This is a genomic window from Thermocladium modestius (assembly GCF_055398215.1).
Window position 1 is genome coordinate 322,897 of record NZ_AP043731.1, and the last position, 13,650, is coordinate 336,546.

The 13,650-nt window shown below is 44.9% G+C and carries 12 protein-coding genes and 1 pseudogene; 3 read left to right on the forward strand and 10 right to left on the reverse strand.

Going from position 1 to position 13,650, the window contains the following annotated elements; genetic code table 11:
* Nucleotides 1-52 precede the first annotated feature (52 nt).
* Entirely contained in the window at nt 53-340 is a 288-nt protein-coding gene (gene albA / locus ACZ5ZS_RS01595; protein ID WP_188596155.1) for a DNA-binding protein Alba, read from the reverse strand.
* 180 nt (nt 341-520) lie between these two features.
* A complete protein-coding gene (locus tag ACZ5ZS_RS01600; RefSeq protein WP_188596156.1) occupies nt 521-1,045 on the reverse strand; it encodes a hypothetical protein in 525 nt (174 codons plus the stop codon).
* Nucleotides 1,046-1,226: 181 nt separating this feature from the next.
* Here ACZ5ZS_RS01600 and ACZ5ZS_RS01605 point away from each other — a divergent pair.
* Together ACZ5ZS_RS01605 and ACZ5ZS_RS01610 are read left to right on the forward strand one after the other, a co-directional pair.
* Nucleotides 1,227-2,692, forward strand: a pseudogene (locus tag ACZ5ZS_RS01605) (ABC transporter substrate-binding protein).
* Between the two features lie 54 nt (nt 2,693-2,746).
* The gene (locus ACZ5ZS_RS01610) at nt 2,747-4,417 is read left to right on the forward strand and encodes an ABC transporter permease (protein ID WP_188596158.1); all 1,671 of its coding nucleotides are present in this window, start codon (nt 2,747-2,749) and stop codon (nt 4,415-4,417) included.
* On the opposite strand, the gene mobA is transcribed toward ACZ5ZS_RS01610, so the two are convergent.
* The 8 genes from mobA to ACZ5ZS_RS01650 form a co-directional block, all read right to left on the reverse strand.
* A complete protein-coding gene (gene mobA, locus ACZ5ZS_RS01615) occupies nt 4,407-5,171 on the reverse strand; it encodes a molybdenum cofactor guanylyltransferase (RefSeq protein ID WP_229657672.1) in 765 nt (254 codons plus the stop codon). The genes ACZ5ZS_RS01610 and mobA overlap by 11 nt on opposite strands.
* 333 nt (nt 5,172-5,504) lie before the next feature.
* Complete coding sequence (locus ACZ5ZS_RS01620) at nt 5,505-6,050, reverse strand: HD domain-containing protein (RefSeq protein WP_075059000.1); 546 nt, start codon at nt 6,048-6,050, stop codon at nt 5,505-5,507.
* A complete protein-coding gene (gene glcV / locus ACZ5ZS_RS01625; protein WP_188596160.1) occupies nt 6,051-7,160 on the reverse strand; it encodes a glucose ABC transporter ATP-binding protein GlcV in 1,110 nt (369 codons plus the stop codon).
* Nucleotides 7,161-7,308: 148 nt separating this feature from the next.
* Nucleotides 7,309-9,174, reverse strand: a complete 1,866-nt coding sequence (locus ACZ5ZS_RS01630) for an ATP-dependent DNA helicase (RefSeq protein ID WP_188596161.1) — start codon at nt 9,172-9,174, stop codon at nt 7,309-7,311.
* A gap of 257 nt (nt 9,175-9,431) precedes the next feature.
* Nucleotides 9,432-9,932, reverse strand: coding sequence for an RNA methyltransferase (locus ACZ5ZS_RS01635; protein WP_188596162.1), 501 nt, complete (start codon nt 9,930-9,932; stop codon nt 9,432-9,434).
* Nucleotides 9,933-9,951: 19 nt separating this feature from the next.
* Nucleotides 9,952-11,280 carry a signal recognition particle protein Srp54 gene (locus ACZ5ZS_RS01640; protein WP_188596163.1) on the reverse strand — a complete coding sequence of 443 codons (1,329 nt, stop codon included), beginning with the start codon at nt 11,278-11,280 and terminating at the stop codon, nt 9,952-9,954.
* Nucleotides 11,281-11,292: 12 nt separating this feature from the next.
* Nucleotides 11,293-12,090 carry an ATPase domain-containing protein gene (locus ACZ5ZS_RS01645; RefSeq protein ID WP_188596164.1) on the reverse strand — a complete coding sequence of 266 codons (798 nt, stop codon included), beginning with the start codon at nt 12,088-12,090 and terminating at the stop codon, nt 11,293-11,295.
* A gap of 200 nt (nt 12,091-12,290) precedes the next feature.
* Complete coding sequence (locus ACZ5ZS_RS01650; protein ID WP_188596165.1) at nt 12,291-12,686, reverse strand: hypothetical protein; 396 nt, start codon at nt 12,684-12,686, stop codon at nt 12,291-12,293.
* A 353-nt stretch (nt 12,687-13,039) separates the two neighbouring features.
* On the opposite strand from ACZ5ZS_RS01650, the gene ACZ5ZS_RS01655 reads away from it, so the two are divergent.
* On the forward strand, nt 13,040-13,441 hold the full coding sequence (locus ACZ5ZS_RS01655) for a DUF1641 domain-containing protein (protein ID WP_075058994.1): 402 nt from the start codon (nt 13,040-13,042) through the stop codon (nt 13,439-13,441).
* Nucleotides 13,442-13,650 lie beyond the last annotated feature (209 nt).

Below are 13,650 nucleotides of genomic sequence, written 5' to 3' on the forward strand. Positions count from 1 at the left end.
AAAGTGCAGCAAAACAATCCAAAGTTGAGCCCATTCTATTTATTTTAATCCTTCACTGCTTCTTCTCGAGAACTATCTCTATTGCAGCGACGTTCCTGTCCTTTCCGCCTTGCCCTTGAACTCTGTCGCTGGATATCCTGGTCTCCTTTATATCAACTTGGCCTTGAAGGAACCTATCCCTTACCATTATGGCGGCGGACACTGCCCTGGCTATAGCTCCGCCCCTTGCCTTCAGGGTAACCCTCTTGCTGCCCTGGTTGAACTGCATCACCGTTGCTATTACGTAGTTCGTGGTTGGTTTCTTTCCTACCAGTATCGTAGCTTCTTGTGGAGACGCCATATGCTGTCCGCTCTCTCCTACCCATAACCCTTTTAAAGCATTGCGTTCCAAATTGATGCCCAAAGCCTTGTTAATTACAGAACCATGTGGCTTAAAATCACCTTTCAGTCGATTCATGACAATGGAAAAATACATTACATTAGTTACCCGCATTCAAAGTGAGCCACCATCAATTAATGGTTAGTTGTTGGCATTTGCCGCAGAATATATCATGTATATTCCCAATCCTTTTATGGCGTCCCCTATCATTGGTATCACGACCAGCTTGGTGGATATGAGCACTAATAGTATAGAAACCACGAATATGCTCATGCCCACCGCAAACACGTCTGTCCAAGTCTTGCTGAATTCCCTGAAATCCATCCTTAACAATATCCCCGTGGCCTCCTCTATTATGTAGGCCAGAAAAAGCGAAATTATGCCCGAGAATTCATGCATGTGGCCCAAAATCAGTCCTATTATTGCTAAAATCAATGCCAAGGGAGTGGCGTATCGAATGAAGCTCATTGCATGCTTGGTTGACTTGGAATAGCCATAATAGGCCGGAAAACCCAGTAATAATAGCACTATTAAGATCGATATATATGGCCAATTGAATATTCCATATATTCCCACGAAGTAAATAAATGCCAGTGCCACTTCTATTAACGCTGCCGCGACCACGCTAACTATTAAGGCCAGGTTCATGTATTTGTCAGCTGCCATAATGATCTGGCATAGCTGTCGTTATTATTAAGCATATCGCATCGAGTTATCCTAACGGTCTTGCATTGAACTTATAGCTATTCAATTATCTTTAATATTATCATTTACATATATTCTAATATATATTGATAGGAATATACTGAAAATAGGTATTTAAATGGGTCGTTTTTGAGGTAATATCATGAGAGGAGTAAATCGTCCCCTCTTAATAGCTATCGTGGTGATAGTAGTTCTAGTCATAGCGATCGCCGCATACTATGTTGGGACAAGCAAACATCCCGTTTCTCCGACATCCTCGACATCGACCACCACCTCGCCGGCTGCCGTCAGCTCATCCAACATAACCTTGACCGTGGTGACCTTCTCCGGCGAATCTGCACAATTCATTCAATATGCCGGCAATGAGTTCCATAAACTACATCCCAATATATCCGTAAAGGTTATTCAAGAACCATTCAGCAACTATATAACCGTGGAACTCACGGCCTTGGAGGCCCATTCCACACAATATGATATAATTGGGTTTACCTCTACATCAGCATTGAGGGTTGCGCCGTATTTAGTCAATTTAGCTCCTTATCTCAATATGTTCAATATGAGCGATATAATACAGCCCCAGGAAGCATTTGGCGGCTTGTACTTTAACACCACCACAGGTCAAGAGGAGTATATAGGCATAGTGTACGAGACGGCGGTTTATCTGCTGGCGTATAACTCCACCATCTTCGATAATCCAACGTTGGCCAACGAATTCCAATCCCAGTATGGAGCTGAATTTAATCCCCAGACTTGGCAGAACTGGACGACCGTATTAGAGGTAGATAAATTCTTGACAAGTAATGGAATAACGAAGACGGGCTTATTAATAGACGATCATGCTGCCCACGGGATAATAGACGCATTCCCAGCCGTGTATGGATGGTTCTACGCCAGGAATTCCACGTTAAACCAGGGAAATGTGGGAGGCGTTCCAACATTTAATATAATGTTCATGGGCAAGCCAGCCCCCGGTTGCTCCTATCCACTGCCATCATTTAACTCCACCAGCGGGTTGCAAGCATTGGAGGTTTACGGCCAGTTGGTCTCATACGAGCCGCCGCCTAACGTGACCGTCGTGGAATACGACAATTTGCCCAACTTATACGAGGGAGGCGCCCAGGCGCATTCATGTTCAGCACGCAATTATCGTATCTCTCTTCATCTGCCTACAACCAGACGCTGGTTGCTCCGCTTCCCGGTGGATATGCCGAGACCGGCACGGACTTCCTGGGCATTAGCAAGTACTCCCTGCACCAGCAAGCAGCCGCGGAGTTCCTGGCCTTTCTAGTATCGCCTCAAATGCAGGAGGATGCCTACCTACTCTTCCATAAGTTCCCCGTATCCAAGATGGCGACCAACGCATTGCTCTCCAATAGCAGCATACCGCTTCACGATAGATTAATAATAAAGGGAATATACGAGGCTGCCTTGAATGCATGGGCTAATCCACCCAACATACCCATAACATACACTGATCTAATACCACAGTTTAATTCGCAGGTTTACAATTACTTGCTGGGAACGGAGAGCGCTCAAGCCGCGCTGAAGCAAGCTGCGCAATCATGGACCAGCGACCTAGTGCAGACCTACGGTCCCTGCAGCAGCTAATGCGATAATTTTAGAAAATAAAACATTAAAATAATCATTTTATGGGTCGTTCCAATGAATAGGACTTGGCTATGGCCATACGTCGCCTATGTGGTGGGGTTCGGCCTCATACCGATGCTGGCTACCTTTTATTTGGTGGGGGCAAATTTTAGGGGGGTCTTGCATGGTTTTCCAATCAATATATTCAATATCTCACTGATCAACACGCTGGTATTCTCCATATCGGTGGCCGTATTTGCGGTCTTAATGGCGTTGGCATTAGCGGTGAGAGTGGATAGTTTGCCGGACAAGTGGCAAACTCCCCTTTCCCTCCTCATCTTGCTTCCCTTCACCATACCATTCACCGCATCTACCCTCGTGTGGAGAACCATATTCGACGCCAGATATGGACCGATATATTACGTCTTCTCCATACTGCACTTAAAGCCGATAGATATGATAACCGTGCCCAACTTCTCCATATGGGGAGTCATCATCGTTGGAATATGGAGCTCCGTATCATTTGCATACTTGATAATACTGTCCGGCTTCAAATCCATCAACAAGGAACTAAAAGAGATATCCATGGTTGATGGAGCTACCATGTCCCAATACTACTCCCAAATAGTGATCCCATATTCGTTTAAAAGCATTCTAACGGCTTTTCTGATAACGTTGGTCCTTTCTATGGGCAATTTCGACACTCCATTCATATTAACTCAGGGAGGACCCGGTTACTCCTCCACCACCCTACCTCTCCTGGTTTACCTAATGATGTTCTTCATGGGCAATTTCTCAGGAGGGGAGGTCATGGCAGCCGTGTTGACATTAATGGCAACCGTGCCGGCGGTGCTTCTCCTTTTGGTATTGAGGGGGGAGAGGGGGTGGGTAAGGATGCCCAGCATTAAAATGCCGGACTTAGCTTTCCATACGATTCTCTGGGCGGTAGCGGCAATCATATTGATGTTCTTGATAATGCCCGTCTATTGGATGTTCTTGATAGCCTTTAGACCGAACAATTTGGACTTCACCTTCCCTCCACTCCTATACCCCACTCACGTAACGTCGCAGTATTTCTTGGAGGCGCTCAGGGAGTCCGTTCCCTACATAATGACCAGCTTGGCGGTGGGTTTGGTCGCGGCCACAATATCCACAATATTTGCGGGAGCGGCCTCCTACATAATGGCAAAGCGAAAATCATACAGCTTGCTGTTGCTCTCCATATATCTATACTCTCTTCCGGCCACCAGCTTTATTTTTCCATTATTCGTATTCGCATCAAGTGTTGGACTCATAAATACCTGGTGGATCTTAATGATGGGCACCCCGATATTTACCATAACCATGGTGGCGTGGACCATGTTCAACATATACCAAGACGTGCCCGACGTATACGAAGAGATAGCTCAATTGGAGGGTACCTCATCCACGTATATATTGTTTAGGTTAATAATGCCAATAACCATGGGTTCATGGGCCGCCTCCTTCATATTGTCATTTATATTTAACTGGCACTTGCTGTTTTATCCATTGGTACTAACGGAGACTCCGTGGCAATTCAATTTCCCGCCAACCGGTGCACAGACTGTTACCATATTTGCTGCACTGGCGATAGGAAATCAAGTAGTCGATTGGGGCCTCCTGGCCTCGGCGGCTTTAATAGTGGCATTGCCAGTCATGATACTCAGCTACATAGTTATGGGTAGGCTACTCAAGGGATTTAGCTTTGGCGGGATTAAGGGATAGCAAGACCGCGGAGAAATGCATGCCCTACACGCCTAACTTCTGGGTTTCTTGAATCAAGTAATGTATGGGCCATCAAGAAGGGGACGCCCATTTCCGCATAATAAATGGCCTCGCTCCATGGATCCCCGGTTGATATTGTTCCCCAAAGCGATTTTTGAACATCAGTTCCATTAAATCCGTTTAGATCGAAATCCCGCTTAAGAAGAATATCTGAATCAAAATCGCCTCGCAACTCGATCAAATTCAAATCATTCCTCGTGTTAATATTGATCAATTCACCTGAAATGCCCAGCTTGGCTGCGCTCAATAAAAGAAGCCTAGGCACTCCTCTATATATATCGGTTATTTTATTTCTTCCATGGATCTTCAATAATTCAATTAATTTACGACCCTCGTCGACTTTAATCGCCATTACCGCCTCCAAGGCGCCGTTAGGTAAGATAAACGTAACTACATCAAACCCATCCACTCTCCCCAATAATTCCGAGAGAGACCGATCAGTCACTCGAGGCATATCGTTGGGCAATATCAATGCTATATCTCCACTGCATGACTTTAGACCTGAAAAAATGCCTCCCAACGGTCCCTTAAAGCCCTCATCCACGACGAACCTAGCTCCCTGCAACATGGAGTAACTGGATGCCCTGGTCCAATCATTAACTGCGATTATAACTTCACTCGATACGGCAGAGGCCGCGGAAAATGCTCTTTCTATCATGGGTTTACCATCCACCAAATACAATGCCTTATCCACATGTTGCTCCCCAGGCAATTGAAATCGGCGAGACTCCCCACCGCTCAATATTATTGAACAGACTCCCCGTGGCATACTAACCATCCCCCATTAAGGCGATTATCTCCGATTCTCCGGCGATCCTATAACGGTCGAAATTACTGGGAGAAATTCAAGCCCCCTAAATCTACTTTCTCCATGCATCGTTAACTTGCCATACCCACGGCAAGCTAAACCGCTCACCTCTGTAGATCGCGATGATCGTTTCATAGATGCGGTTAACACTGGGTGCATTTTTATTCCCTTGCTTTAAACATATTGGTAAATCTAGAATAGAACCTGCCTAAAAATTGCCTAATCCATATGAATAGAATAATTCAATAAGCATTTTCTAATGACGCCCTCGATCTCCAACGCTGCCTCCCCGCCCAGGGAACCCAGCATTGGCTTTATCATCTCGGCATAACGCTTGATCAAGGGAATGATAGAGGCATTCTCCCTTGCATAAATGCATGCCCTTAGAAAGGTCGCCAATTTATCGCTAATGGCAGCTACCTTGGCCTCTTTGCTGTCGCCCATGGAGTACTCCTCGAACTCCTCGCCTAATCCCAGATCCCTCGCTATCCCCTGCTCCATGCTGCGCCAATACGACATATCTATTTCCCTCACATCCCTAACCACATCGCCTAATCTATATTCCGCCACGTCATGTATTAGTGCCAGCAATGCGGCCCGTCCAACATCCAAGCCCAACGATTTTGCGAGTTGAGCGGCGATTAATGCGGCCAGAAGGGAGTGCCTTCCCACGGTTTCTGGATTCATTATTCCCCTGCTGACCCAGCCTATCCTGGGAAGCAAGCAGAGCGCATCCACAATTTTGGGCAACTCATCCAAGTCCATTTATTGGGATCGCTGCTCCTCATTTAAAATATTGATGCCGGTTTCCTTATCGAAAATCTTTATCTTGTTTGTAACCGCTACCACGAATACCTTCTCATCTCGTGGAATGGGCGCCGAGGCCGATATCCTCAAGGTGTTGCCTCCTATATCAACCACTACCGTGAATTTACCCCCAGCATACTCGCTTATCCTGACTACTCCCCATCCAAGGGGAGACTCGCCCGGCGAGACCTCCTCATCCTTCTTCACGGACATATCCTCAGGCCTGATGCCGAGAACCGCGGCCTTTAGATCGGACTTCACGGGAAGGCGAATTAATAGATCGTTAGCGGTGAACTCCCCGCCCTTTAAGGTGCCTTCTATTATATTTATCTCGCCTACAAGATTGGCTATTGCTAAGTTAGCGGGCTTGTCGTAGAGATCCATTGGGACTCCTATTTGATTCATTTTTCCATTAAATATAACCCCCGCCCTATCGGCTAGGCTTAACATGTCGGCTGGATCATGGCTGACCAAGATTGATGTTATGCCGAACTTCTTATGTATATCCTTGACCAAGGCACGAGCCGTTGCCCTTAATCTGGCATCCAAGTTGCTGAAGGGCTCGTCCAGTAAGAGCACTTGAGGTTCCTTGACCAAGGCACGAGCCAATGCTACCCTCTGTTGTTGTCCCCCTGATAGTTGACGCGGATATCTATCCAGTACTTTATCTATCTCAAGCATCTTGGCCACTTCCATTACCTTGCTATTTATCTTATCCTTAGGAACCCTCTTTATCTTGAGGGGGAATGCTATATTATCGAATGCCTTCATGTGAGGATAAAGAGCCCAATTTTGGAATACCATACCGACGTTCCTCTTATTTGGGGGAATGAATATCTTCTTCGATGCGGACGCCACCAGCTTATCTCCTATCCATATTTCCCCATCCGTCGGCTCCTCTAAGCCGGCTATTAATCTTAGCGTGGTTGTCTTGCCTCCCCCACTGGGGCCAAGTATAACGAAGAATTCCTCCGATTTTATTTCCAGGCTTATGTGATCCAACGCCACTACGGTTTTCTTTCCCTTGCCGAATACCTTAGTCACATTATCTAGCAGTACCTTGACCACATGCCGCTTGCTTCCTCTCATTAATAAAGCTTATCTTGCAATGCTTAATACTCTTCAAAATCATTTAACTCAATATTTATATTCATCGTTAAATAACAAGTTATATAGTTATGGCTTCTGATTCCACCATCTTGAATTCAATGCTAATTCAATGCTTATTGAATGATTTCGCATCATCGATTAATTTTCCCAATTCGTCTATTACCGCAACGTCGCTTAGATAGCTTTTCAACTCATCAAATAATGCCTTATTCTGGGCGAATCTATCATCCATTAGAACGACGTATACCCTATCCCTCTCCGACCTGATTCCCCTTCCTATTGATTGCTTTACCTTAATTAATGCATTCCATGTATATACTATGTGCCACGCCAATTGCCTATTGCCTATCTTAGCGCTCAAACCATTCAATATCATTTGAAGAAAGTCGCTGGGCTCAGGGTATGGAACGCCCACTATAGCGATGGTATCCACCGCATTTCTATCGCCTACCTTAAATTCTATTCCCTCTATTAACTTGCCGCCAGCCACCCCCAATATCAATTGATGCGGATCATCGGCCAGCTTATCCATGACGCCATCTATTGATGTGCTGGACAGTTCGGTTATTACATTGCGCGAATGAATATATTTTCTAACGCGCTTCATGACATCATATGATGGAAAAACCGCCAAAAGCCCAGCCTTGGTTGAATTGAACAAAGACTCTATTGCTTCAGCTATCTTGGAATACATGGATTCATCCCTCATATCATACTTAGTGGTGACGGCTGGATATATTACGGCCCTTATATTATCCATGCTTATATATTCATTCAAGGGAACCCTCACCAATCGATAATCATCCCTTAATCCAAGCATCAATTTAATGTAATCTACGGGAGGAAGGGAACCACTCATCAATATGTATTTATTAACCTTCTTGAATACCTCGCCGCTCACTATGGATGGATCCAGCAATTTGCTTAACACCGCATCGCCTTCCTTGCTGGGTTTATAGAATAGCCCACGGCCCTGAAGCTTGGTTATTATGAATGAATAGAACTCCAATACCTCAGTCAACGGCGATGAGAAGAATTGCAACCCCTTGGTTCTCTTCCCCTGCATTATATCAGCGTGAATCGCCTTTAATGTATCTATGCCATCAAAATACGGCAAGACATCCGATGCATCTATGCGTTTCTCCTTGAATGATTCTTCATCCTCCATAATCTTTTCCCTTAACTTTCTAAACATAGTTAAAAGAGTCTTAAGCGATGACATGGCCTTAATCCTGGCCTCTTCATCAGTCAAGTACTGCTTTACCTCATTTATCGATGCACGTATGGTATACTCAGTTAATTGAACCGTGTTTAAATCGATTATCGATGAAGGAAGGTTATGTACCTCATCCACGATCAAGATGGAGCTCTCCAGGTTAAGATCGACGGTCTCCGGCCTATTCATCGCAAACAAATAATAATAGGATAATATCACCAACCTGGCCTTGTTGGACAGCATACGCGATGAATCGTATGGACAAAGACCGGCCGCACAGAACCTCCTAACGTAACTTGACGGTGAGCTCAATTTTACTCCCTGTATTAAGGACTCCGGTACTCCCTTCATAGTTCCCTCGTAATATCGACATTCATGTTGAGACTTGAGGTAATTGCATTCCATTAAGAAATCCTTATATGCCAGTTTCTTTGAAGAGGTGAGACAACACATATCCGCTCTATTCCTTAGCAGCACGTAAGGAATAGCTATGCCTTTCCTCTCCAATAATTTGGACAGCTCCCTCATAGGCGCCTGGGCCTGGTTCTTGGTTCTTATCAGGTAAATCACGTCTAAGTCCCTATCCATCGCATAAGAAAGGGCTGATGCCAAGGCAGCAGCGGTTTTTCCAACGCCAGTTGGAGCCTCCACCACTACGTTTAATCCCTCATCTAAAGCATACAATATGGATTCTATCAATTTTTCCTGTGGCTTCCTGGCCGAATCATAGGGAAAATATTGCATTATCTTCGACAACTTGGGGAGGCACTGCATGTATCGTTTTAAACCTTATTGTTCCCTCCGGCCTTGAATGCCTTTTCAACCAATTTAACTTTCTGCAATCATCGTTTACTGCACGATGCTTAGAACTTGTATGGGGACTCAGTCGTTGGGGAAGATATATAGATCTTAGGTCAATGCTTTGCCGGCCGCATATATAATGCGCAATTCATGGAATAACCAGTCTCGAAGAGGTGATTAGTGACTTAAGGAACGGCGAAGTAGGAGGCTCATTAACGTATTTCCAGGCCATTATCTGCCGCGTAATTCACGATTATGGAGGCTTGATCTAGGGAAATGCGGCTTAACCCAAATCCCTTGCTGCACAGTAATGAGTCTAAATCCGGGGAGTAGTAATTAGCGATGAGCGTAAAATCCCGGTCAAGTCTCACGTGGGAATTACATTCCCGTACCATAGGAATTATCAATATGGGTTGAGGGGCCCTCCTTAATATATCACGTAGCTCCGTGGCTCCAATTATGATTCCTTTCCTAGCCTCACCCGATAAAAAATCCTTTATCAAATATGCAATGCTCGATTCATCGGGCAATATCCTTCTCACTGCATCGCTCTTAATCAACATATACCTGGATTTATCCATGAATACCAGGTAGATATTTACATTGTGCCTATAACCATGGGAGACCATCATGGCTCCTTGAATGAATCTGGAATGTAGTCCTATGTATTGCAATGCTGATTGCGTGGATGTAATTAAGATGAACTCGCGCATCAGAACAGCGCCGGTGCCATTACTGCTTTATGAATCTGCCTAAGCGTCTCTGGCTTCTCTTTAATTCGCCCACCATCTTTTTCATCAATTCATATTGCCGAATCAGTTCACGCACGTCCTTCGGAGTGGTTCCCGAGCCCAGGGCTATCCTCTTTATCCTGGATGCATCGAGCACGCTTGGATCCATCAATTCCTCTCTAGTCATGGATCGCATCACCGCCAGCCAACGCCTCATCCTAATTTGCGCATCCTCCAATTGATCGTCATTAAGGCTTCTCATGGGAGCCGGCAGCATGGTCATGGGAAGCATCTGCAAGAGCTTGCTTAATGGCCCTAGTTTGGTCATGGATTCCAGTTGTTTCATGAATGTGAGCATATTGAATTTGCCTTCGCTTAACTCCATCAATACCTGGTCCTCTTCCTCAATGGACTTCATTCTCTCCATTAATTCCTCTAGGTTACCCATGCCGAGCAGCCTTTGGACGAATTTCTTCGCATTGAATAGCTCTACATCCTCCAAATACTCGCCGCTGCCCACGAATTTTATCTTGGCGCCAGTCCTTACCACCGAGGCCAATGCACCGCCGCCCCGCGACGTGCTATCCATCTTGGTCAAGAAAATGGAATTTATTGGCACGTTCCTATTAAATGCCTCAGCCTGAGCCGCGGCTTGTTTTCCCATTGTTGAGTCTATCACTAATACTACCTCATCGGGCGTCACAGCATTATATATCTCCTTTATCTCCTTCATCAATTCCTCTTCATTTCTATGCCTACCAGCGGTGTCTATTATTATCAAATCGACCTTCTCCTTTCTCATCTTCTCAAGGCCCTTCAAGGCTATGTCCACGGCATCCTTGGAGTTGGGATCTACGTGAAATGGAATATTCAATTTCTCGGCCAACTGCCTCAATTGATCATGAGCCCCCGGCCTCACGGTATCCGTTTCTATTAATCCAACCCTATACCCCTTCCTGGAAAACCAGTAGGCCATCTTTCCAGCAGACGTTGTCTTGCCGCTCCCTTCGGTGCCCACCAGCAGTATAACGTATGGTCGCTTGGTTAACTCCACCTTGGCCTCGGTCTCTCCTCCCATAATTGATATCAATTTATTATAGATCAAGTAAAGCAGATAGTCCTTACTGGATATGCCGGAGGGCGGCTCCTCCTTCCTATACTCTTCCTCTATGGATTTAGTGAGCTCATAGACCAACTTAACATCAACATCGGCTTTCAACAATGCCCTCTGTAAATCCTTCAATACTTCCTTGAGCGTCTCCTCATCTATATGACTTGCCCCCCTTATTTTATCGACTAACTTGCTAAGCGAATCCGTCAAGTCCTTCATCAAAATCGCCTATTAATACGCTTGCTCGTATTGAGGCTGGTACTGGGCCGCCAGGACTTGAGATAGCTTACCCCTTATTAAGATTCCATATGGTTCATATATATCAAAGGCCAATTTTATGGGTTGAACCCTCATCCATCTCATCTTCCTTATATACATGACTCTGTATATCTCATGGGTTCTCTCGTCCTCATACAGGTGCATTATTATCACGCCGCTTGCCAAGTACTCCTCCACTCCAAACCTGCTTATCTTAGTGGTTTCCCCAGTTGGTATCTCCGACGTTATCAGCGTCGTGACGTCCTTTAACTTCTTCAGATTAAATACCAATTCCCGCATGTACTCCCTTATCCAAAGCACATCCTGATGGCTAGTTATCAATAATGGAGCAATGGGATCTATCACCACTCGCTGCGCGCCGTACTTCCTAACGGTCTCCACCAATATCTTGGCTATATTCTTGGGATCTATGGATAGCTTATCATCGCTAGCATAAAGTCTGAAATGCGTCCTGAAATCATGCATGACCAGCTTATTCTGCTGCTCATAAGGCTCCAAATTCCAACCCAATGCATCCTGAACGCCTCGCTTCACATCCTCGCTTGGCTCATCCACTGTTATGTATATTCCAGTCTCACCCATCTCGGCGCCCGTTTTCAAGAACTGCAAACTAAAAATGGTCTTACCCATTCCGGCTTCTCCTGCCACCAAGTAAACTTCTCCCTTCTTTAATCCACCTTGCAATATATATGTATCTAGGTATTGAATGCCCGTGGGCGTTCTATCGGTATATGGGCTATAGCTATACATTGTGGATGCATAGGGATCATAATAATTATTACCGTAGTAGTTACTGTCATAATAAGTTGGCTGAGCAGATGGAGCAGTGGAATAATCATATCCATTCCCATTGTCCTGAGACGCACGTAAACTCCTTACATTCATTTAGGTCTAATTCGAATATAATACCTTTTTATACTTATCCGGAATTGTTTATTTCAGAATTGAACTTAATAAGAGGGGGATTCTGAAGCCGCACTTGAGCTAGTGGGCTCCATCTTCTTCAATACATCATGGACTTCCTTGATGGTCGCGCTGAGTTTCTTATCCGTGTTAACTTCGTCCAACTCTAGGCAATTATTGAAGAAGGAATCGACTAATTTATCTAGTATATCCTTGGGAACCGCAGTTAATGCTGTCTTATATAAGTTGGGCAATTCATTTTTGATGAAGGTTATCAAATCATCCACCGATTTCCATGAATCCTCGCTATTCTTTATTGAATCTACAAATACATCTATCGCATATCTCCTGTCTGCATCGAGCTTTTTGAAATCAATCGATGCATAGGCCCTATTCAAGCAAAACCTGACGAACCTATATAACACTGGATTTACCTTGCTCATTAAACGAACGATAGGATCTCCCCTTATTATTCGTTTCCAATATGACAAAAAGACCCCATGATTCCCACTAATCTATGAGCAATGCCTTAGAATTTATGTAACTGACCCTTCATTATCCCTGACTCCTGCCCTAAAGAGCGATTGCCCTTTTATCATGCTAAAGCTCGCGTCTCGTGAATTGAACAATGGCACTGCCCCGCCTCTTCTCGCCATTACCTTTAAGGCTGCGAATCAATTCTATCCCATCCTAGGAACAACACGACAGGCCCCCATTACCATCATCCTCATCCCGCATCCTACAACCTGTCCTCTAGGAAGACAACTTTATTAAAATCCATAGAGAATCCAATTCCATGTCCAGCGATGGAGAGATCAAGGAGATAATGGAGCTGTTGAAGTCCATAAACGATAAATTAAACGCATCTGGAATAGGTTTGCTGGCGGAAGCCGATGCATCCACTAAATTCGAGGAGCTGATAAAGCTATTGATGGAACCCAAGGTAATAGATCTAATTCATAAGGCAACCCAGTTATTGGATGCATTAAGTAAGGTAAATCCAGCTACCATAATCCTATTATCAACCTTAATAGGCTGCATCTCTCCATCGTTGGATATCGACGCGATAGCAAATGCACCGAAAGCCACGTTATCTGATTTGATCAATCAATTAAATGAAGAAGATACGCAACGAATGATAGGGCTATTGATCAATATAATTAAGCAAGCATCGGTTTGCATGAAAGCCATACAATAAGAAATAATCTCTTCCCAGCAACTTATCGCCCCAGATAATACTAATCCCGTTCATTGCTTCATAAATTGCCTTAGGATTTAGGCCCAGCGCCAGCTGGCCTCCCTCACCCTGAAGGATTCCCTGATAACGCTAATGTAAAGTTCCGTCCTTTGGGGTGGGGTAAAGCTTGGATATGAGGGGGAGGGAGGGGGCATTGTGTTGGGCTTTCG